19 protein-coding genes are annotated in these 19,904 nt (G+C 64.9%); 11 read left to right on the forward strand and 8 right to left on the reverse strand.

Going from position 1 to position 19,904, the window contains the following annotated elements; translation table 11 throughout:
• Nucleotides 1-606: a PadR family transcriptional regulator gene (locus tag M1D40_RS08740; protein ID WP_461170934.1), complete on the forward strand. Its 606-nt coding sequence runs from the start codon at nt 1-3 to the stop codon at nt 604-606.
• A gap of 11 nt (nt 607-617) precedes the next feature.
• Here the strand turns inward: M1D40_RS08740 and M1D40_RS08745 are convergent, their stop codons facing one another.
• Complete coding sequence (locus M1D40_RS08745; RefSeq protein ID WP_461170935.1) at nt 618-1,406, reverse strand: SDR family oxidoreductase; 789 nt, start codon at nt 1,404-1,406, stop codon at nt 618-620.
• Between the two features lie 170 nt (nt 1,407-1,576).
• On the opposite strand from M1D40_RS08745, the gene M1D40_RS08750 reads away from it, so the two are divergent.
• The 7 genes from M1D40_RS08750 (at nt 1,577) to M1D40_RS08780 (ending at nt 9,408) form a co-directional block, all read left to right on the forward strand.
• Entirely contained in the window at nt 1,577-2,806 is a 1,230-nt protein-coding gene (locus M1D40_RS08750) for an ABC transporter substrate-binding protein (RefSeq protein WP_461170936.1), read from the forward strand.
• A 41-nt stretch (nt 2,807-2,847) separates the two neighbouring features.
• Nucleotides 2,848-3,708, forward strand: coding sequence for an SDR family oxidoreductase (locus M1D40_RS08755; protein ID WP_461170937.1), 861 nt, complete (start codon nt 2,848-2,850; stop codon nt 3,706-3,708).
• Between the two features lie 112 nt (nt 3,709-3,820).
• Nucleotides 3,821-4,678 carry a branched-chain amino acid ABC transporter permease gene (locus M1D40_RS08760; RefSeq protein WP_461170938.1) on the forward strand — a complete coding sequence of 286 codons (858 nt, stop codon included), beginning with the start codon at nt 3,821-3,823 and terminating at the stop codon, nt 4,676-4,678.
• Nucleotides 4,679-4,680: 2 nt separating this feature from the next.
• Nucleotides 4,681-6,504, forward strand: a complete 1,824-nt coding sequence (locus M1D40_RS08765; protein ID WP_461170939.1) for a branched-chain amino acid ABC transporter ATP-binding protein/permease — start codon at nt 4,681-4,683, stop codon at nt 6,502-6,504.
• Between the two features lie 5 nt (nt 6,505-6,509).
• Nucleotides 6,510-7,244 (forward strand): ABC transporter ATP-binding protein, encoded by a 735-nt coding sequence (locus M1D40_RS08770; protein WP_461170940.1) that lies wholly within the window; start codon nt 6,510-6,512, stop codon nt 7,242-7,244.
• Nucleotides 7,245-7,378: 134 nt separating this feature from the next.
• Nucleotides 7,379-8,188, forward strand: coding sequence for an SDR family oxidoreductase (locus M1D40_RS08775; RefSeq protein WP_461170941.1), 810 nt, complete (start codon nt 7,379-7,381; stop codon nt 8,186-8,188).
• Nucleotides 8,188-9,408 carry an acetyl-CoA C-acetyltransferase gene (locus M1D40_RS08780; RefSeq protein WP_461170942.1) on the forward strand — a complete coding sequence of 407 codons (1,221 nt, stop codon included), beginning with the start codon at nt 8,188-8,190 and terminating at the stop codon, nt 9,406-9,408. Before M1D40_RS08775 ends, M1D40_RS08780 begins: the two co-directional genes overlap by 1 nt.
• A gap of 101 nt (nt 9,409-9,509) precedes the next feature.
• On the opposite strand, the gene M1D40_RS08785 is transcribed toward M1D40_RS08780, so the two are convergent.
• Nucleotides 9,510-11,120: an AMP-binding protein gene (locus M1D40_RS08785; RefSeq protein ID WP_461170943.1), complete on the reverse strand. Its 1,611-nt coding sequence runs from the start codon at nt 11,118-11,120 to the stop codon at nt 9,510-9,512.
• 119 nt (nt 11,121-11,239) lie between these two features.
• Between M1D40_RS08785 and M1D40_RS08790 the strand changes: the two genes are divergently transcribed.
• On the forward strand, nt 11,240-11,857 hold the full coding sequence (locus tag M1D40_RS08790) for a TetR/AcrR family transcriptional regulator (protein ID WP_341393010.1): 618 nt from the start codon (nt 11,240-11,242) through the stop codon (nt 11,855-11,857).
• Nucleotides 11,858-11,875: 18 nt separating this feature from the next.
• On the opposite strand, the gene M1D40_RS08795 is transcribed toward M1D40_RS08790, so the two are convergent.
• The 6 genes from M1D40_RS08795 to M1D40_RS08820 form a co-directional block, all read right to left on the reverse strand.
• Nucleotides 11,876-12,634 (reverse strand): CoA-transferase subunit beta, encoded by a 759-nt coding sequence (locus tag M1D40_RS08795; protein WP_461170944.1) that lies wholly within the window; start codon nt 12,632-12,634, stop codon nt 11,876-11,878.
• Nucleotides 12,634-13,500, reverse strand: coding sequence for a CoA transferase subunit A (locus tag M1D40_RS08800; protein ID WP_461170945.1), 867 nt, complete (start codon nt 13,498-13,500; stop codon nt 12,634-12,636). Before M1D40_RS08800 ends, M1D40_RS08795 begins: the two co-directional genes overlap by 1 nt.
• A 95-nt stretch (nt 13,501-13,595) precedes the next feature.
• The gene (locus M1D40_RS08805) at nt 13,596-14,792 is read right to left on the reverse strand and encodes an acyl-CoA dehydrogenase family protein (protein WP_461170946.1); all 1,197 of its coding nucleotides are present in this window, start codon (nt 14,790-14,792) and stop codon (nt 13,596-13,598) included.
• Between the two features lie 7 nt (nt 14,793-14,799).
• Complete coding sequence (locus M1D40_RS08810; RefSeq protein WP_461170947.1) at nt 14,800-15,780, reverse strand: acyl-CoA dehydrogenase family protein; 981 nt, start codon at nt 15,778-15,780, stop codon at nt 14,800-14,802.
• On the reverse strand, nt 15,777-16,955 hold the full coding sequence (locus M1D40_RS08815) for an acyl-CoA dehydrogenase family protein (RefSeq protein ID WP_461170948.1): 1,179 nt from the start codon (nt 16,953-16,955) through the stop codon (nt 15,777-15,779). The genes M1D40_RS08810 and M1D40_RS08815 overlap by 4 nt, the downstream gene beginning before the upstream one ends.
• The gene (locus M1D40_RS08820) at nt 16,952-17,809 is read right to left on the reverse strand and encodes an enoyl-CoA hydratase (RefSeq protein WP_461170949.1); all 858 of its coding nucleotides are present in this window, start codon (nt 17,807-17,809) and stop codon (nt 16,952-16,954) included. Before M1D40_RS08820 ends, M1D40_RS08815 begins: the two co-directional genes overlap by 4 nt.
• Nucleotides 17,810-17,929: 120 nt before the next feature.
• Here M1D40_RS08820 and M1D40_RS08825 point away from each other — a divergent pair, with 120 nt between their 5' ends.
• Both M1D40_RS08825 and M1D40_RS08830 read left to right on the forward strand, forming a co-directional pair.
• Nucleotides 17,930-19,099 carry an acyl-CoA dehydrogenase family protein gene (locus tag M1D40_RS08825; protein WP_461170950.1) on the forward strand — a complete coding sequence of 390 codons (1,170 nt, stop codon included), beginning with the start codon at nt 17,930-17,932 and terminating at the stop codon, nt 19,097-19,099.
• Entirely contained in the window at nt 19,096-19,899 is an 804-nt protein-coding gene (locus M1D40_RS08830; protein ID WP_461170951.1) for an SDR family oxidoreductase, read from the forward strand. The genes M1D40_RS08825 and M1D40_RS08830 overlap by 4 nt, the downstream gene beginning before the upstream one ends.
• The last annotated feature ends 5 nt before the right edge of the window (nt 19,900-19,904 follow it).

Here is a 19,904-nt window from a genome sequence, read left to right on the forward strand (position 1 = left end):
ATGAGGGATGACGCCGGCAGAACCGCCGCCCACACACCGGCGGAACTCCCGGCCACGAGCCGGGCAGTGCTGGGGATCCTCTCCTTCGGCGAGGAACTCTCCGGCTACGACGTGAAGCGTTGGGCCGGGCAGAGCCTGGCGTTTTACTACTGGGCGCCGTCCCAGAGCCAGATCTATTCGGAACTCCGCCGGCTCGAGGATCAGGGACTCGTCACATCCCGGATTGAGCAAACCCATGCCGCAAAAAGCCGGCGGCTCTACTCCATTACCGGCGAGGGCCGCTTCCGCATGAGGGAATGGATTGACGGGCAGGCACCGGATCCCGTTGTTCTCAAGCAATCGATGGTGCTCCGGCTTTGGGCCGGACACAACGGCGAAGCCGGGCGGCTGGCTGAGCAGTGGGCGGACTACGCCGACCAGTCCCGCGACACCGCAGAGCGCGCTGCTGCGCACGCAAATTCGGCGGAGAAAGTGCCCGCATGGCGTTTCCCTGCGTTGGCTCTCGAATGGGCCGAGCGGTACTACCGCGATGAAGCTGCCAGAGCCGAATGGATTCTCGAGCGCCTGGCCGAACTCGAGGCGGAACCTCAGAAGCCGGAATCTTAGACGCCGGAACCTTAGACGCCGAAGCCGCCGTCGACGTCGAGCTTCTGGCCGGAAATGAAGCCCGCGCGGTCCGACGCCAGAAAGCAGACGGCTTCGGCAACGTCATCGGCACTGCCAAACCGGCCCAGCGGAATGTTTGCCGTCGCTGCGGCCAGGGCCCGATCGTCGAGGTCACCCGAATCCATCAACCTTGCCGACATGCCGTCGGTCAGCATTCCGGGACCGACGCAATTAACGCGGATGCCGAATCTGCCCTCCTCGGCAGCCAGTGCCATCACTAGTGATTCAACCCCGCCCTTGGGCGCTGCGGAGAGACCGTCGCGAACCGGGTAGCGCCTGGTGGCGGCGGTGGTGACCGCCGTAATGGAACCGGCCGAGGCGCGCAGCGCCGGGATCGCACTCCTGGCCACGCTGAAGAAGCCCACGAGGTCCGATTCCACCTGAGAGGCAAACTCCGCCGGCGAAACCCGGGAGAGATGCACCATGGGTACGTGCGGCCCGGCAGCGTGAATCAGGGTGTGAATTGAGCGGTGGCTTTCCAGGAGCTGAGCAACCAGTCCGGCAACAGCGGTGGCGTCTGTGACATCCAGGGGATAAGCGGACACGGCCGACCCCAGCTCCGCGAGCAGCTTGCCGGGCCTATTGCTGTTGTAGGTCAGGGCCACCGCGGCGCCCCGGGCGGCGAGCATACGGACGATGGCGGCACCGATTCCGCCGGATCCGCCCACTACCAAGGCGATGCCGGGCTTCTGGCCAAAATCCGGTGGTGCAGCGGACGGATTTGCCGGTGAAGTGTGCATCTGCGGGACATTAGCACTTTCCGGACACCAAGCAAGTGTCTGTTTGAAAGCAGTCCTTATGTTAGCGTCCAAGCAAACGCATGCTAGGTCAACTGTCGGGCGCTATGCACGACCTGTTGAAGCTCAAGCTCCGTCCCACATATCCGGATTGTCTTCAAGGGAGAAGTTCAATGAACGTTTTGCCGTTCCGCGGCCGCCGCGGACTCATGGTTGCCGCTGCGGCGACAACAGCCGCACTGATGCTCCCCGGCTGCGGAGGCGACGCCGGGGCTGGAGACGAAGCAGACGCCCCGTTCCGCATTCTCGTGCTGGGGGCGCTCAGCGCCGAGGGCGCACTAGGCATTAACGCTTCGACCTCGGTCCTTGCCGCCGAGGCCGGCGCCAAGGTGGCGAACGAAGACGGTGGAATCCTCGGCCGGAACATTGAAGTTGAGGTTGCCGATGACCAGGGTGACCCCACAGCCGCAGTGACGCTGGTTCGGGAAGCCATCAACTCCGATACACCGCCGGACGCGATCCTGAACTCCGGGCCCTCACAGGTTGCGGACGCGACGCTGCCGATTATCAACCAGGCAGGCATTCTCTCGTTCAACATCGGCCCCACCACGACGTCTCTTGACCCGGCAGTCTTTCCGCTGAATTTTGACATTTCCGCAGGCCCGAGCCATCACGTCACTGGGCAGGCCGCGTATTTCGAGGAGATGGGGTACACGTCGGTCGGTGTGCTTCACGGCAGCAGCTCCTACGGGGAGTCCTACGGCAACCTGGCCGATGACGGGTTCGGGGAGGCCGGTCTTGAACTCGTCGGCAACGAAGAATACGACGTTGCTTCACTCGATATGACGCCCCAGCTCGAGGCACTCCGTGCAAAGAACCCGGATGTTCTGGCTCTGGACGCCTATGGAGCGCCGCTGGGCTATGTGTTGCAGGGGCTTGAGAAGTTGGGGTGGGACGTACCGGTTGCGGGCAACGTTTCAGTTGCCGCCACGGGACTGGTCAACACTCCGCCTCCGTCCGGAGTACTGGGAACGGACCAAGTGGACAACCTCGTGATGGAGGTATACCGAAGCACGGTCTACAACCCCGAAGCGGAAGTAACCAACCGTGCAGTGGAGGCCATGCTCTCCATCGCCCCCATTAAGGCCACCCTGATCCTTGCCTACAACTATGACGCGGTGATGCTGCTCAAAGCAGCGGCCGAGTCTGTGGGAAGCACCGATGATCCGACGGCACTTGCAGCCGCGCTGGAAGACCCCGAGGTTACCAAGGCAGCGGAAACGGCCATCCTGAACGAGTACGTCTTCAGCGCTGATGATCATTCGCCGGCCATATCCGGTGACGAGTTCCAGTTCATTCCGCCGTCCGCCGTCAAAGACGGTCAGTTCCACGTCGAAAAGTAGCAGTCACGGCAGGGATCGGACCGACAGGTGAAGGAGTCACCATGAACAGTGCGGAGCACTTCTTCGCCGGGAGAACGGCAGTGATCACGGGCGGTGGGTCGGGTCTGGGCGAAGGCCTGGTCCGGCATGCCGCGGCACTGGGGATGAACGTGGTTGTTGCCGACATCGACGGAACTGCGGCCGGCCGCGTCGCTGACGACATCGTGCGCACCGGTGGAAGCGCCGTCGCATGGACTGTCGATGTGCGGGAACCGGAACAGGTCGAGGCGCTTGCGGCAGCCAGCTATCGGATCTTCGAGCGGGTGGACCTTTTGGTCAACAATGCAGGCGTTGAACAATTCGGCTACCTCTGGGATATACCCGTGGCACATTGGCGCAAGATTCTGGACATCAATGTCACCGGCGTTTTCAACGGCATACGCTCCTTTGTCCCGAAGATGATCTCGTCAGGCGGCAGGGGCTGGGTGTGGAACACGGCATCGGTGGGAGCGGTTACGGGCATCAGCCGGCAAGCGCCGTACCTTGCCAGCAAGCACGCAGTCCTTGGCCTCACCGAGGCACTCAAGCTGGACGTGGATCACGCAGGCCATGACATCGGTGTTGGGGTGCTGCTCCCCGCTGCCGTCTCCTCACGAATCTTTTCGAGTGCCGGATCCGTCCCTGATGGTGATGTAGAGGCAGCAGAGCAAGCCCGGAAGGACATGCTGAACCTGCTTCCGGTGGCTATGGATCCGCTGGACGCCGCACGGGCCGTTTTTGACCAAGCGGCGGCCGGAGAATTCTACTTGCTGCCGCAACCTGACTCCGTTGGCGCCATCATGGCCGCCCGCGGCACGCAATTAACCCGGCGCAGCATTCCACAGGAGCCCGGGCGGCACAGTTCCGCTGCCCCGCACGGCTAGGTCCACTCTCACTCCACCCCGGTCGCTGCCGTCCGCGGTGCCCTGCTGTTCCTGCAGCTGGCTGCGGCATGACTCATCACAAAGGAATCAACATGTTGGAAGAGGTAGAAGCATGACCGTGATACTCGGCGGCCTTGCGCTCGGTGCCGTTTACGCCCTGGTTGCAATCGGCTACAACATCATTTTCATCTCGTCCAAGACCTTCAACTTCGCGCAGGCCCAACTCATGATGTTTGGGGCTTTTATCGTCTACACCGGGGTATCCGTCTTTGGGTTGAACCCGATCATCGCTGCAATCCTGGCCATGATCATCGTTGCCGGGATCGCCTACCTCGAATTCGTCCTCGCTATCCGTCCGGTCAAAGACCAGCACAACGTCCTGGTCACCACCTTGGGCGCCGCGGTGCTGCTGGATGGCTCAGCACAGCTTCTGTGGGGTGGTGAACCGCTGAAGGTTCCCTTCTTTGCCGGCGATGCTGCAATCGACGTTTTCGGCGGCCGGGTATATCCGGTGGAGATAGCCCTCGTGCTTGTGGTTGCCGTGCTCGTGATCGGATTCGCTGTCTATGGCCGCGTTTCCCTGACCGGGCTCGCCCTGCGCGGTATGTCGGAAGACAGCGAAGCGGCCCAGCTCCGCGGTGTCAACGTGCGCCGCCTGGCACTGATGACCTTCATCTTCGCCGGGGCCCTCGCCGGACTGCTCGGAGTGATCGTCGGGCCCAAAACCTTTGCCGTGGCCACACTGGGAACCGCGCTGGCGCTGAAGGGTTTTGTCGTGCTCGCTATCGGGGGGTTTGGGTCCATGCCCGGTGCCGCCGTTGGCGGTGTCATCGTGGGGCTGACCGAAGCTTTGGCCGCGCGCTATTTAGGGGGCGAGTTTGCCGTCTTGGCCGTCTTCATCCTGCTGATTGTCATCCTGCTCCTGCGTCCTTCAGGACTATTCGTTCGCACCAAAGAGAGGACAGTCTAGCCATGGCATTATGGGTTCGACTCCGCGCGCTGCCAGCCTGGGTGTTTCCACTGTTGATCGGAATCATCATCGTTCTGCTTCCCCTGTTGGGGATCCCTTACTCCACGCAGCGGCAGGTGCAGCTCACGCTCATTCTCGCTCTTGTGGTGAGTGGCCTTAACCTGAGCCTCGGCTACGCCGGCGAGCTGGCTTTGGGCCAGCCTGCCGTGTATGCCGCCGGCGCCTACACAGCGGGGCTCATGTCCAAGGCCGGACACACCGAGATTCTGGTTCAGCTGGCCGCCGGGGCGCTGGCCGCCCTCGTCGTTGGGCTTCTCACCGGTGTCCCGGGCCTGCGGCTGGGTGGTTGGTCTCTGGCCATGACCTCCTTCTTCCTCGTGCTCCTGCTGCCGGACGTGCTGGCAATCTTCAAAGATGTGACCGGAGGTCGAAACGGGCTCACCGGCATCGCACCGCCCACGCTGTTCGGACAGCGCGTCACTGATGACACGCTGTTCATGGTGGTGGCGCTGGTCGTCATCATCTGGTTCGTTGTGGTCCGCAACATCATTGTTTCCCGGCACGGCGTGGCCTTCCGTGTTTTGAAGCGGAGTCCGGTGCTCGCCGCGTCGCTGGGAATTTCGGTCTTCCGGATGAAGCTCACGGCCTACGCGCTCGGCGCTGTTCCCGCAGGCCTGGCCGGTGTCCTGTTCGCCAATGTCGACCTCTACGTGTCCCCGGAGGCCTTCGCGTTCGGATTTGCCACCACGGTGCTGGCAGCTTCCATTCTGGGCGGTTCGGCCAGCATCTACGGCGCCCTGGTGGGAGCCGCCATCCTCCAGTTTGCAACCAACAGCTCCCGTGAGTTCCAGGAGTACTCCCTGCTTTTCACCGGAGTATTCCTCATTGTGGGGGGCGTGTTCCTGACCGGCGGCATCGCCGGTCTGCTGCGCACGACGGTCGCCCGGCTTGATACCCGGGCACGGCAGGCCGGACCGGGGCACGCGGCAGCGGTTTCACCCGCAGACAGTGCACTCACCGGGTTTGCCGGCAAGAGGCTGATCATCGATAACGTCTCGAAGGCCTTCGGCGGGAACAAAGCGCTAAAAGGTGTCTCACTGGCAGCGGAGCCCGGCCGGGTGACGGCCATTATCGGCCCCAACGGTTCAGGCAAGACAACCCTGCTGAACATGGTCTGCGGATTCTACAAAACGGACACAGGGGTCATCTCCATAGATGACCACCGGCTCGATTCCACCGGTCCAGACACCGTGGCGCGGGCCGGTGCGGCCCGCACCTTCCAGACTCCCAACATTCCCGAAGGGATCACGGTCTTTGAGGCCGTCATCTCAGGGCGCTATATGTCCAACCGCGCGTCCATTGCCTCGGCAATCTTCCAGCTACCCGGGTTCCGCCGCGTCCGACGGGAGGACGCAAGCGAGGCCGAGCGCGTTTTGGGACTGGTGGGCCTCTCTAAGTACCGCGATGTCGAGGCCGTATCGCTGCCCCTTGGCATGCGCCGGATGCTCGAGGTCGCCCGGTCTCTGATCTCCCGCCCCGGAGTGCTGCTCCTGGACGAAGTGGCCTCGGGTTTGGATGAACACGAGGTGGAGATGCTCTCTGAGGTGGTCCGCAAAGTGACAGCAGCCGGCGGGACCGTGGTCTTGGTCGAGCACAACTTCCAACTGGTGCTCTCCCTGGCGGACACCATCACGGTACTGGCACACGGAGAGGTCATGGCGGCAGGTACGCCGTCCGAGATCGCGGCAAATCCGCGCGTGCTCAACGAGTACCTCGGCATTGAAGCAGATGAGGAAACAATGATGGAACCGGAGGGCCGGCGATGAACGCAGTGACGCAGGCACCACTGCTCAAGGTGGAAGGAATGGTCACGGGGTACGGGGACCTGACGGTCGTCCGCGATGTGTCGTTTGAGGTGCGGGCCGGACGGCTGACTGTGCTGCTGGGCCGCAACGGTGCCGGCAAGACCACGACGCTCCGCGCCGTATCGGGGTTGAACAAACTCGCAGGCGGCAGCATTGAGTTCGATGGCGAGCCGATCGACAGGCGCTCGGTGGCGGATCGGGTGCGCATGGGCATGTCCTATGTACAGGAGGGCAAGCGCGTCCTGCACGCTCAAACCGTTGAGGAGAATCTTCTCCTCGGCGGCCGGATTCGCAAGGTGCGGCGTGCCCTGCTGCATGAGGACATCGAGCGCATCTATTCACTGTTTCCGATCCTCAAAGAGAAACGCTCCCTTCCGGCCGGCAGCATGTCCGGCGGCCAGCAGCAAATGCTGGCGATTGGTTCCGCACTGATGGCGAAGCCGCGGCTGCTGCTTTTGGATGAGCCGTCCGGCGGCCTCGCTCCGGTTGTCGTCAAGGAAGTGATGCAGCGGGTTGCCGAACTGAAAGAAACCGGGATTGGCATAGTGCTGGTGGAACAGGCAGTCGAAGCTTCTGTGGCCATCGCGGATGATGTGGTGGTTGTGGATATGGGCCGCAATGTTCTCGCCGGGCCTGCTGCCTCAGTCGATCTGGAAGACCTGAAGCGGGCGTACTTTGGTGCTCCGTCGCGCCAGGCGTGACCACCAAAGGCAAGCAGTGTCACCGGTAATAACGACCGGCAGGACAACAGGGGCAGGTCGAGAAACGACAACCTAGCGTTTGCTTGGTACAGTGTGAACCATTCGCGCCGTCGCGAAGAAAGGACAGGGAACCGATGTCGATAACTATCGATCTCACAGACTGGGTTGTACTCGTCACGGGAGGTGCACGCGGTGTGGGTGCCGGCATTGTCGAGGCGTTCATTGACGCCGGCGCCGTCGTCGAAATCTGCGGCCGGACAGAACCGGAACCGGCAGCCGGAACCGCAGTGCAGGGGGTGAACTTCAGCGCCGTGGACGTGCGCGATGATACGCAGGTGCGCGCCTGGGTGGCCGACGTCGTCCAGCGCCGCGGACGGATCGACGTGGTGGTCAACAATGCCGGAGGTTCACCGTTCGGGCGCTTTGAAGCCGGTTCGGCCCGCTACCAGCGCGCGATAACCGAGCTGAATTTCCTTTCTGCGGCACAGCTGGCCAACGCAGTGCACCCGGTCATGATGGCGCAGGAGCAGGGCGGATCCATCATCAACATCACGTCGATCAGCGCCCGCCGCCCGAGTCCGGGCACTGCGGTCTACGGGGCAGCCAAGGCCGCCCTCGAAAGCCTGACCGGCAGCCTGGCGGTTGAGTGGGCGCCGCGGATCCGGATCAATGCCGTGAGCTGCGGCCTGGTGGCCACCGAGGGCGCGGCAGATCATTACGGGGACGCCGACAGCTACGCCCGCGTGGCAGCCACCATTCCCCGCGGACAGCTGGCCCTGCCCGGCGAGATCGGTGCGGCCTGCGTCATGCTGGCCTCGCCGCTGGCCAGCCACATTACCGGGGCAGTGCTCGACGTCGACGGCGGCGGCGAATGGCCCGCCTTCCTGGCGCACACCCCGCACGCCGACATTCTCAAACCTCATGAAGTAGAAGGAGCACACTGATGACCGAAGCGGTAATTGTTTCTGCGGTACGTTCACCCATTGGCCGGGCGAATAAGGGTTCACTGCGCGGGATGCGCGGCGACGACCTCGCGGCGCAGATGGTGCGGGCTGCCCTTGACGCCGTGCCCGGCCTCGACCCTTCCACCATCGATGACCTGATGATGGGCTGTGCCCAGCCGGCGGGGGAACAGGGCTACAACATTGCCCGCATGGTGGCCATGCAGCTCGGCCTGGATTCCGTTCCGGGGACCACGGTGCACCGCTACTGTTCCTCGTCCCTGCAGACCAGCAGGATGGCGCTGCACGCGATCAAGGCCGGCGAAGGCGACGTGTTCATTTCAGCCGGCGTAGAGACCGTTTCACGCTTCGGCTTCGGCAAGTCCGACGGCATGCCCGATACGAAGAACCCCGCATACTTCGAGGGCATGGAGCGCACCAAGGCCATGGCCAAGGACCCCGAGGCCCGCTGGAGTGATCCGCGGGAACGCGGAGAACACCCCGACATCTACATTGCCATGGGCGACACCGCCGAGAACGTGGCACAGCTGCGCGGTGTCTCCCGCGCGGCTCAGGATGAGTGGGCGGTGCGAAGCCAGAACCTCGCCGAGGCCGCCGCGGTCCGCGGTTTCTGGAAAACCGACATCACCCCGGTCACCCTGTCCGACGGAACCGTTGTCTCCACTGATGACGGCCCGCGCGCAGGCGTCACGCTCGAGAAACTCTCGACACTGCAGCCGGTGTTCCGCGAACACGGCACCGTCACGGCGGCCAACTGCTGCCCGCTGAACGACGGCGCCGCCGCCCTGGTCATCATGAGTGACCGCCGCGCGGCCGAACTGGGCCTGACGCCGCTGGCCCGGATCGTTTCGACCGGCGTCGCAGCCATGACGCCGGAACTGATGGGACTGGGCCCCGTCGACGCCGTGGGCAAGGCACTGGCCAACGCCCGGATGTCCATCGGCGACATGGACATTATGGAGCTCAATGAAGCCTTCGCCGCCCAGGTGCTGCCCTCCATTGACGACATCGGCATCGACCCGGACAAGGTCAACGTCAACGGCGGGGCCATTGCCCTGGGTCACCCCTTCGGCATGACCGGGGCACGCATGACCACGACGGCGATCCACGCGCTGCAGGAGCGCGACGAGCAGTTCGCCGTCGAAACCATGTGCGTCGCAGGCGGCCAGGGCATGGCCATGATCCTGGAGCGGCTGAGCTAGCTGCTGCCTCGACCGGCTGCAGTGACGCGAAAGGGCGGTTGCGGGAACTCCCCCGCAACCGCCCTTTAGCGTGTGCTGACGATCAGTGCCGGGTTATCGGCTCACAGCTTTGACTTCAGAACCTTGCCGGTGCTGTTGCGCGGAAAATCGTTGACGATGACGAAGCTGCGGGGCACTTTGTAATTGGCCAGCCTGGTCTTGCAGAAGGCCGCCAGGTCATCAGCCGACGGCATCGGATCGGCGTCGTGCAGCAGGGCAACGTAAGCCCTGCCCACCGACCCCATCAGTTCGTCGTCAACGCCAACCACGGCGGATTCGTTGACGGCGGGGTGCTGCCGCAGCACGTTCTCAATTTCCGCCGGGTAGACGTTGAAGCCGCCCACAATGAACATGTCCTTCAAACGGTCCGTGATCTTCAGGCACCCGTGCTCGTCCAGCCGGCCTATGTCGCCGGTGTGGAACCAGCCCCCGGCGTCCACGGCATTAGCAGTGGCCTCCGGGTCATCGAAGTATCCCAGCATCACGTTCTCGCCGCGGAGCAGGATCTCGCCGTCTTCACCGACGGGGAGATCGTTTCCGGCTGCATCGACAACGCGGATCTCGACGCCTTCAACTGCGGGGCCCGTGGTCTGCTTGGCGTGTTCCAGGGATTCACCGGGCCGGGACAGTGTGGCCACCACACATTCGGTCATGCCGTACGCTTGTGCCACGGTTCGGAAGCCGAGCACCTCCGACATGTCCCGGAACAGTGTTTCCGGGGCAGTTGCAGCGCCGGCAATGGCGAAGCGCAGGGACGAGGTGTCATAGCTCTTCAGATCCGGGTGGTTCAGCAGCGAGGTGAAGATGGTGGGCACGCCGGGCAGGACGCTGATGCGTTCTTTCTGGACCAGGTCCAGCAACGCGGAAGCATCAAAGATTTCCACCGGATAGATGGTGGCCCCGGCCAGGAGCGCTGCAATTACTCCGGCTTTGTAGCCGAAACCGTGGAAGAACGGATTGACCACGGCGTAGCGGTCCCCGGCGGACAGCTCAGCGCCCGCAGCCCAGGCCCGGGCCACGCCCAGTGTCTGCCGGTGCGCACTCATGACGCCTTTGGGAAGGCCTGTGGTTCCGGAGGTGTACAGGATGTCGACGACGTCGTCGGGCCGTACCGCGGCGGCCGCCGCAGCGAAAGGCGCCTCCTGGCCTGCGCCGTCCGCGAGGAAGGACTTCCAGCTGCTCTCCCCGGGTTCGTCCGCCGGACCGTCCAGCCGGACAACAAGCCGCACCTTCGGCAGACCCGGCACCGGAACTGTATGACCCGGCTCCGCAGCGCCGTCACCGAGGGCTTCCGCAGCCGCTGCACGCAGCGTTTCCAGCGGCCGGCGGCCGAGGAAATCGTCGGCAACCACCAGGACAGACGCACCGGAGCGCCGCAGGATCATTACGGCTTCGTGGCCGGTGTACCGGGTGTTCAGGGGCACCACCGCCGCACCGACTGACTGTGCACCCAGCATGGCCAGGATGAAGTCCAGTCGGTTCGGGGCCCACAGGCCCACCCGGTCACCCGGCCTCACCCCCTGGGCCAGGTAGGCGCGCCCGGCCTCCGCGATGCGTTCACCGAGTTCGCGGTAAGAGACGGCAGTGCCCGCGGCGACGACGGCGGGGTGGTCGCCGAGCCGCGCCATGCCGGCAAGCAGCTGGGGAATGGTCCGTGCGTCGGAGAGATGCATCGAGGAATCCTTTCATTCCGTGTGACAAAAAACGCAATGGCGCGGCTAATACAGTAACGTGCCTAAAATACGGGAGAATTGAGCAAATGCTTGGGTGAATTTATATACGAGGAGAAATGATGGCAACGCGCAAAAAGACGGAACCAGCGGCCGGCGAGCAGGGGTCCGACCGCCGGGAACAGCTGCTGGCGATTTCCGCCCGCCTGATCGCCACCCGCGGATACTCCGCGACGACGGTGCGCGACATTGCCGACGAAGCGGGTATTCTCTCCGGCAGCCTCTACCATCATTTCTCCTCCAAGGAAGCGATCCTCGAGGAAATCCTGCGGTCCTTCCAGGGCGGACTGCGGCAGCGGTCGGAGGAGATTGCCGCCGCCGGAGGCGGACCGCGGCATGTCTTTGACGAACTCGTCCGGACCGCCTTTGTCACTATCGAGAAACAACCGGACGCCGTTGGCATTTACCAGAATGAGGCAGCGTTTCTGGCCAACCTCCCCGGCTTCGAATTCGTGGCCGAAGAAGGTGCCCGCATTGAATCCATCTGGCAGGAAGTGATTCAGGAAGGCCAGCGCGAGGGAGTCTTCCGCGCGGACCTGGATTCCGCCATGACGTACCGGTTCATCCGTGACGCCGTCTGGTCCACGGTGCGCTGGTTCCGCCCGGGCGGCCGGCACTCCGCCGAGAGTGCCGGCCGCCACTTCCTGGAGCTGATCCACTCAGGCCTCCTGCAGGACTAATCCGCGTCAGGAGCCGGTCTAGTTCGGGACTTCCCGGGACCGGCTCCCGCGCGGATCCAGCACCTCGCGGATCAGGTGCAGCTCCTCATCGGTGGGAACACGGGTCAGCGGAGCACCCTCCGCCTCGAGGGCAAAGCCGGTGTTGTCGATGACCTCCTGAGGATCGACCCCGGGGTGGACGGAGAGAACCGTGACCCGGCCGCCGCCGTCGTAACCCAGGACGGCCAGATTGGTGACAATCACGCCCAGGTGGTGGAACCGCATCGAGGTGCCGGCCGCACGCGCACGATCGTTTCCGACACCCGAAACCATGTCCACCGCCTCGACGAACAGGCGCACGCTGTGCCGGGACACCCAGTAATCCACCCGGTGGTTGGCAGTGTTGCCCGGAGCTCCCCGCACGCCAATGAGCTGGCGCTTGGGCTTGTTCCAGTCGCCGATCAGGGAAATGTTCTGGTTTCCGAAGCGGTCAATCTGGCTGGCGCCCATCATGCTCTGCCGCCGTCCGCTGGCCACAATGTCAAAGATGCGGCGGAACGGGGCCCACCCCTCGATGACTCCTCCGCCGGCTGCCGTTTTGCCCAGCGGCGGCGGTTCGCTCATCATGAAGGCCTCCCCGTCGCTGAGGACCAGGTCGGGGGAGTGGGTGACCTTGGCGAGCCTGGCTCCGATGGTCGGGATCGTGCCGACGGCATGCGCAAGGATCTCGCCGGATTCACGGTAGGTGTCGGAACACGCCGCGATGCAGATTTCGGCGATGGTGGCGTCTGCGGTCATTACTTCTTCTCCTGTACTGCGTGGAAGCGGGCAACCGCCTCGTGGTAGGCGGCTTCGTCGCCGCCGAGGAACTCGTCTTCAAAGGCGCGCCAGCTTTCAGGGTCCTTGGCGGAGGCGGCATAGCGCTTCTGGAACGCCTCGTCGCGGCCGTAGTCCGGTTCGCAGGTGGTGAAGTGCGCCCCGCGGGGCGTCTCGATGACGCCGGTGACGTACATGCGGCTGAGCATCAGGGTGTGGAAGGAGCCCTCATCCAGCAGGTCCTCCGTTTCCACGATTCGCTCGGTGGTGACGAAGGTGCGTGCTGCCGCCATGGCAAACAGGTCATCGAAATACGGATCCGGGCCCAGGAACTGCGCGTTGCCGCCGCTGTCGGAGCGGTTCACGTGGATCAGGGCCACGTCCAGCGGCGTCGCCGGCACAGCAACATACTCGTCGTCGGAGTAGGGGGATGCCACGGTCTTCAGATGCGGATTAGCCGCCATGACATCGGAGCCGATGCCGGCCAGCGTCGGCAGGAAGGACAGCCGCGAGGCTGCGGCGCGCAGCCCGGTGACGAACATGCCTTCGTCATATTCATTGATCTCGAGCTCGCCGCGTTCACGGGCTGCGGTAAACAGCGGGTCCAGGGCGATGCTGTCCAGCGACACGAAGCCGTAGATGAGCTTGCGGACCTTGCCGGCGGCAACCAGCAGGCCGACGTCGGGACCGCCAAAGGCGACGACGGTCAGGTCCGTCACGTCACTGCGCAGCAGCTCGCGGACCGAAGCCATGGGCTTGCGCCGGGAACCCCACCCCCCGATGCCAACGGTCATTCCTGACTCAATGGACGAAACCGCCTCACTCAGGCCAATCCTCTTATCGGGCATCCGGTCCTCATTTCCCGCATCATTGCGAAACCTAGCGCTTGTTTGGTAGTCAGACTAGCACGGCGCCCAGGCGTCGCCCCGGAGCCGTGCGGGGGTCACAGCACAGCGGAAACCCGTTCCCTCTGTTCCGGCGCTGCACCGGCGGGCTGCGGCATGATGCCCAGCAGCACACCCAGACGGCGGCGGTGCTCGCGCGCCTGTCCGAACAGTTGCCCGGTCGCATGGGCCCGCTTGAAGACAAGCTGCGCGTCATGCTCCCAGGTGATCGCGATACCGCCGTGAAGCTGCACGGTTTCCGACGCCACGTGATCGAGCGCGTCCGAGCACCAGGCAGCTGCGGCGGCGGCCCGCTCCGGCAGGTCGGCAGCTTCCGTTCCCGCCGACCAGGCCGCGGCCCACGCAGTGGTGCGCGCCGTTTCCACCTGCAGGAGCATGTCCGCCATCCGGTGCTTCAGTGCCTGGAAGGAACCGATGGGCCGGCCGAACTGTACGCGCTGCTTGGAGTACTCCACGCTCATGTCCAGGCCGCGCTGGGCGGTACCGACCTGCAGGCAGCTCACGGCAACCACGGCGATGTCGCGGATCTTTTCCAGCGCTGCTGCGGCGTCCGGCAAGAGCGCACGCGCCGGAACTCCGGAGAACGTCATAGTGGTGAAGTTCAGCGTGGTGTCCACCGCCGGTGTGTTGACCCGCTGGACCGAACCGGCGTCGAGCACCTCGAACAGTCCGACGCCGTCCGGCGTCACCGCCACCGCGATGAGGGTATCGGCACTGCCGCCGTCGAGTATGAGGGTTGCCGTTCCGGTGAGCGTCCACTGTTCTGCGGCGGCGTCACCGCCGGGGTTTCCGGCGGCGCCTGCGGCCGATGCGGTGATGCCCGAACCGGAGGTGCTCCAGGTGCCGCGGCCGTCCGCCCAGGCCAGCGCGGCGATCCTGCTGCCTTCGGCGATTCCGGGCAGGAGCCGCTGCTTGGCCTCTTCGTTGCCGGACTCAAGGATCGCGGAGGCGGCCAGCACGGCGGAGGCCAGCAGCGGGCTGGGCGCCAAATAGTACCCGAGGGCCTCCAGGGCGAGGCCGGTTTCAAACCAGCTCACTCCCGCTCCGCCGTACTCTTCGGGAATTGCCAGTGAAGCGACCCCCACCTCTTCAGTCAGGACCCGCCAGAGCCCGGGGTCGAATCCGGGTTCAGAGTCCGCAGCGCTGCGGACAGCAGCGGAGGTCGCATGGCGGCTGAGCACCGCACGCAGTGTCTTTACGAGGTCGTTCTGTTCGTCAGTCAGCGAGAAGTCCATGGTGTCCTCAGTGGTTCTGTGAGCCGGCGGGGGAGAGCAGCAGTGACGCGATCCGGGTGTAGTGATGGCGCGGGGTTCCCCATACGCCCAAGAGGGCACGGACGCGCGTGATCCACAGGCCCAGGTCGTGCTCTTCGGTGTATCCGATGGCCCCGTGGACCTGCAGGGCGACCCGGGCGGCGAGGTCTGCTGCTTCACCCGTGGAAACCTTGGCGGCCGAGACGCTGCGGGCGCCGTCGGGGCCGCCGAGGTCAAGCGCCGCCCCGTAGATCAGCGGGCGCGCGAAGGTCAGTGCAATCCGCACGTCGGCGAGCTGATGTTTGAGCGCCTGGTATTCGCCGATCGCCCGGCCAAACTGTTCGCGAATTTTTGCATAGGAAACCGCCTCCGCCAGCAACCGCTCACCGGCGCCGAGGAGCATCGCCGAGCAGGCGAGCGTGGCCCGGTCGACAGCCAGAGATACCGCAACGGGGTCCAGGGCGGCTGCCTCGCCGACGGCGGTCAGCTCGCTGAGCGTGCGCGTCCTGTCGATTGATGCGGTGCCGGGTCCGGCCGACGCCGCGGAGAGGGACGCCGTGTCGACGACAAAATGGTGGCTGCTTGCAGCGGCGTCGAGGGCGTAGGGAACCAGCCCGGGGACCGCGGCAGTGGCGATGATCGAGCCGTCAACAATGCCGCTGCGCACGTCATCATCCACGAGGTCGGGCAGCAGCGCCGCGGACTCGATGAACGGGCCCGGAACAGCGTGGTAGCCCAGCCGTTCGAAGGCAACAGCGAGGTCGACGGCGGTGCCGCCCATTCCGCCGTTCTCCTCGGACACGCACAACCCCAGCAGGCCGAGCTCGGCCAGCTGCGCCCACAGGGCCCGGCCGGATGCTGTGTCACCTGCCCCCCAGGTCCGTGCGGGCTTTGTTCCGCCGGCGCTTTCGATAATCTCGTCAACGGCTTCCGCCAGCGCCTGCTGTTCTTCGGTCAAGACAAACTTCATGACACTCTCCTGCCGTCGCCGCCGCGGGGGAGGCCGAGTAGACGTTCTGCAATGATGTTGCGCTGGATCTCGTTGGTGCCGGCGTAAATGGGCCCGGCAATCGAGAAGAGATAGTCGTCAGCCCAGCGTCCGCCGGCAATCCCGGCGGCGCCGCGCAGTTCAGCCGCAGGCCCCAGGAGCGACAGCGCCGTCTCATGAAGGGCAATGTCGAGCTCGGACCAAAAGACCTTGTTCACGCTGCCTTCGGCGCCGATGTCCCCGCCCTCCTGGAGCGTGCTGACGGTACCCCAGGTGTAGAGCCGGTAGGCCTCGGACTTGATCCAGGCGTCAACGACGGCGTCCTGCGCGAAGGGGTCTTCGTGCTGTCTCACGTTCCACAGGTCGATGAGGCGGTCGGTGGCCGCGCAGAAACGGCCCGGGGCGCGCAGCGAGAGTCCGCGCTCATTGCCGGCGGTGCTCATGGCCACCCGCCATCCGTCCCCCGGAGCTCCGAGAACGTCTTCATCCGGAACAAACACGTCTTCAAAGAACAGTTCGGCGAAACCCGTTGACCCGTCAAGCTGTGCGATGGGACGCACAGTGAGTCCCGGGGCATCCATCGGGAAGAGGAAATAGGTCAGGCCCCGGTGCCGGTCCGCAGCGGGGTCGCTGCGGAAAAGCCCGAAGCCCCGGTCAGCCCACACTGCGCGCGAGCTCCAGGTCTTCTGGCCGCTGAGCAGCCAACCGCCCCGTGCCTCGTCGCGGCGTGCAGTGCTGCGGATGGCCGCCAGATCGCTGCCCGCGCCGGGCTCGGACCAGGCCTGGGCCCAGATCAGCGAACCGTCGGTCATGGGGCGAAGGTAGCGCGAGCGCTGGTCATCCGTGCCGTGTTCAAACAGGATCGGGGCCAGCAGCGAGATGCCGTTCTGGGCCACCCGCGTGGGGGCTCCGGAGCGGTAGTACTCCTCCTCGAAGATGACCCACTCCACGAGTCCTGCATTGCGGCCGCCGAACTCCTCGGGCCAGGCCACTGCCGACCAGCGGCCTTCGGCCAGGGTTGCCTCCCACTTCCGGTGGGCGGCAAAGCCCTCGGCCGTATCCATGGACGGCAGGGGCTGCGCAGGTACGTGTTCCTTGAGCCAGGCGCGCGCCTGCGCAGCAAAGGCCTGCTGCTCGTCGCTGAGATCGAGGTTCACTTGGTCACCGCCGCGTCGCGCATGCTCCTGGCTCCCATTCCGGCCAGCGAGTCGGCACCAACCTCAGCATTGTGTGCATGTGCCGCATGGTGCAGCCCGAAGACGGAGTCCATGCCGGCGCGGAGTCCCTGCAGGTCTTCGGACTGGTTAACTGCCTTCTTGGCAAGGGCGAGCCCCAGCCGGGGCATGGCGCTGATGCGTTCGGCCATGGCCATGACCGTGTCCTCCAGGTCCTCCCGGGGCACCACATGGTTCACCATTCCCAGGTCGCGGGCACGCTGGGCCGTGAAGCGGTCACCGGTAAACAGGAACTCCTTGGCGGCCCGGGGGTTCATGACCCAGGGATGGGCAAAGTACTCCACGCCCGGGATGCCCATCCGGACCACGGGGTCGGAGAAGAAGGCGTCCTCGCTGGCCACGATGAAGTCACACGACCAGGCCAGCATCAGCCCGCCGGCGATGCAGGCGCCCTGCACCATGGCGATCATGGGCTTGGGGATCTCCCGCCAGCGCCGGCACATGCCGAGGTAGACCTCGGACTCCCTCGCGAAACGGGAGTCGACACCCGCGGCGCCCACGTGGTCCCACCACATCACTGCCTTGCGCTCAAAGCTCTGGTCGATGTCGCGGCCCGGGGTGCCGATGTCATGCCCGGCCGAGAAATGCTTTCCGTTGCCCGCGAGCACAATGACCTTCACGACGTCGTCCTCAACGGCGGCGGTGAAGGCTGCGTCCAGGGCATACGTGACCTTCGAGTTTTGCGCATTGCGGTATTCGGGCCGGTTCAGACGGACGACGGCCACGGATCCGCGCACCTCGTACGTTACAACCTCGCCGGAATCGTCATTCTTCATGGTGGCTCCTCTCTGAGACACTCACCGCTGTGATGTAGTTCACCAAACAAGTGCTTGGTTTGCTAGCATAGGCGAAGCTCGACTTTATGACCAATGGCGGTGGGCGATGAAAGGTGTTTCGTGGACCTGAACTATTCAGCGGAAGACGACGAGTTTCGTCGGGAAATCCGGGACTGGCTGGAATCCAATCTTGTGGGCAGGTTTGCGAACCTTAAAGGCCTGGGCGGCTCCGGCCGGGAACACGAGGCCTTTGAGGAACGCCTCGAGTGGAACCGCCACCTCGCGGAGCACGGCTGGAGCTGCGTCAGCTGGCCCAGGGAACACGGCGGGCGGGGCCTGAGCCTGCTCCAGCAGGTGATTTTTCACGAGGAGTACGCCAGGGCTGATGCTCCGGCCCGGGTGAACCACTTTGGTGAAGAGCTGCTCGGACCCACACTGATCGCCTTCGGCACCCCGGAGCAGCAGGCGCGCTTCCTTCCCCGCATCGTGGCGGTCGAGGAACTGTGGTGCCAGGGCTACTCGGAACCCGGGGCCGGCTCGGACCTGGCCGCCGTATCCACCAAGGCCAGGTTGGACAACGGCCAGTGGGTCATCGACGGACAAAAGGTCTGGACCTCGCTGGCACACCACGCGGACTGGTGTTTTGTCATTGCACGCACCGGTTCCGGGCCGCGCAAGCATGACGGTCTGTCGTACCTGCTGGTGCCCATGAATCAGCCGGGCGTCGAGATCCGGCCCATCCTGCAGCTGACGGGCACCTCTGAGTTTAATGAAGTGTTCTTCGACAGTGCCGTCACGGCGGAGGACCTGGTGGTTGGTGCACCGGGAGCCGGCTGGTCGGTGGCGATGGGAACCCTCGGCTTTGAGCGGGGCGTCTCCACCCTGGCCCAGCAGATCGCGTTCCAGCGCGAGCTCGGCGCCGTCGTCGACCTGGCCCGCAGCAACGGCACCATCAACGATCCAATCATCCAGGACAAGCTGGTGTCGGCCCACATGGGGCTGGAGATGCTCCGGCTCCACGGCCTGCGCACGCTCAGCGGCGAGCAGGGCATCGAAGCCTCCATCACCAAGCTGCTCTGGGCTCCCTGGCACCGCTCGCTGGGCGAACTGGCCATGGCCGTGGCCGGACCGGCCGGGCTCACCGTCTCCGAGGCGCCGTACGAGCTTGACGCCCTGCAGACCCTCTTCCTGTTCAGCCGCGCGGACACGCTGTACGGCGGCTCGGACGAAATCCAACGCAATGTCATCGCCGAGCGTGTGCTCGGCCTGCCCAAGGAGGCACGCGCGTGATCGAAGCACGCTCTGCACAGCCCGTTCCCGCCTACGTTCCCGCCCACGGACTGCTCACGGGACGGCGCGTTGTTGTGACCGCGGCCGCCGGTGCCGGCATCGGTGCTGCGGCAGCACGGCGCTGCCTGGAGGAAGGCGCGACCCTGGTGGTCCTCGGTGACACCCACGCCGGACGGCTGGAAACTTCCGCCGCGGAACTCGGCGCGGAATTTGGGGCCGAGCGGGTCCGCTGGGCGGTCTGCGACGTCACCGTCGAGGAGCAGATCGAAGCGCTTCTCGACGTTGCCGAGGAAGCGGGCGGCGTCGACGTCATGATCAACAATGCGGGCTTGGGCGGAACCGTCTCCATCCTGGAGATGACCGATGAGCAGTGGTCCAAAGTCCTTGACGTGACGCTCACCGGAACCTTCCGCAGCGTGCGCGGCGCTGCACGGCGCATGGTCCGCAACGAGACAAAAGGCGTCATCATCAATAACGCCTCGGTCATTGGCTGGCGCGCCCAGGAGGGGCAGGCACACTATGCCGCCGCGAAGGCAGGAGTCATGGCGCTGACGCGTTCAACGGCGCTCGACGTCGCTCCGTACGGAATCAGGGTCAACGCCGTGTCACCGAGCCTGGCCATGCACCCGTTCCTGGCCAAGGTCACCTCGGACGAACTGCTTGAGCAGCTCACCTCGCGGGAGGCCTTCGGCCGCGCCGCCGAACCCTGGGAAATCGCCAACGTCATGGTGTTTCTCGCCAGCGGCTACTCGTCCTATATGACGGGCGAAGTCGTGTCAGTAAGCAGCCAGCAGGCCTGAGAGGA

The organism is Arthrobacter sp. Z1-15 (assembly GCF_054792395.1).

What these genes read in the sequence shown, in the direction of transcription:
- M1D40_RS08800 (WP_461170945.1), bottom strand. Translation starts at nt 13,500, where the DNA reads ATGCCCGATAAGAGGATTGGCCTGAGTGAGGCGGTTTCGTCCATTGAG.
- M1D40_RS08775 (WP_461170941.1), top strand. Translation starts at nt 7,379, where the DNA reads ATGTCGATAACTATCGATCTCACAGACTGGGTTGTACTCGTCACGGGA.
- M1D40_RS08790 (WP_341393010.1), top strand. Translation starts at nt 11,240, where the DNA reads ATGGCAACGCGCAAAAAGACGGAACCAGCGGCCGGCGAGCAGGGGTCC.
- M1D40_RS08780 (WP_461170942.1), top strand. Translation starts at nt 8,188, where the DNA reads ATGACCGAAGCGGTAATTGTTTCTGCGGTACGTTCACCCATTGGCCGG.
- M1D40_RS08760 (WP_461170938.1), top strand. Translation starts at nt 3,821, where the DNA reads ATGACCGTGATACTCGGCGGCCTTGCGCTCGGTGCCGTTTACGCCCTG.
- M1D40_RS08765 (WP_461170939.1), top strand. Translation starts at nt 4,681, where the DNA reads ATGGCATTATGGGTTCGACTCCGCGCGCTGCCAGCCTGGGTGTTTCCA.
- M1D40_RS08750 (WP_461170936.1), top strand. Translation starts at nt 1,577, where the DNA reads ATGAACGTTTTGCCGTTCCGCGGCCGCCGCGGACTCATGGTTGCCGCT.
- M1D40_RS08755 (WP_461170937.1), top strand. Translation starts at nt 2,848, where the DNA reads ATGAACAGTGCGGAGCACTTCTTCGCCGGGAGAACGGCAGTGATCACG.
- M1D40_RS08805 (WP_461170946.1), bottom strand. Translation starts at nt 14,792, where the DNA reads ATGGACTTCTCGCTGACTGACGAACAGAACGACCTCGTAAAGACACTG.
- M1D40_RS08740 (WP_461170934.1), top strand. Translation starts at nt 1, where the DNA reads ATGAGGGATGACGCCGGCAGAACCGCCGCCCACACACCGGCGGAACTC.
- M1D40_RS08795 (WP_461170944.1), bottom strand. Translation starts at nt 12,634, where the DNA reads ATGACCGCAGACGCCACCATCGCCGAAATCTGCATCGCGGCGTGTTCC.
- M1D40_RS08810 (WP_461170947.1), bottom strand. Translation starts at nt 15,780, where the DNA reads ATGAAGTTTGTCTTGACCGAAGAACAGCAGGCGCTGGCGGAAGCCGTT.
- M1D40_RS08745 (WP_461170935.1), bottom strand. Translation starts at nt 1,406, where the DNA reads ATGCACACTTCACCGGCAAATCCGTCCGCTGCACCACCGGATTTTGGC.
- M1D40_RS08785 (WP_461170943.1), bottom strand. Translation starts at nt 11,120, where the DNA reads ATGCATCTCTCCGACGCACGGACCATTCCCCAGCTGCTTGCCGGCATG.
- M1D40_RS08820 (WP_461170949.1), bottom strand. Translation starts at nt 17,809, where the DNA reads ATGAAGAATGACGATTCCGGCGAGGTTGTAACGTACGAGGTGCGCGGA.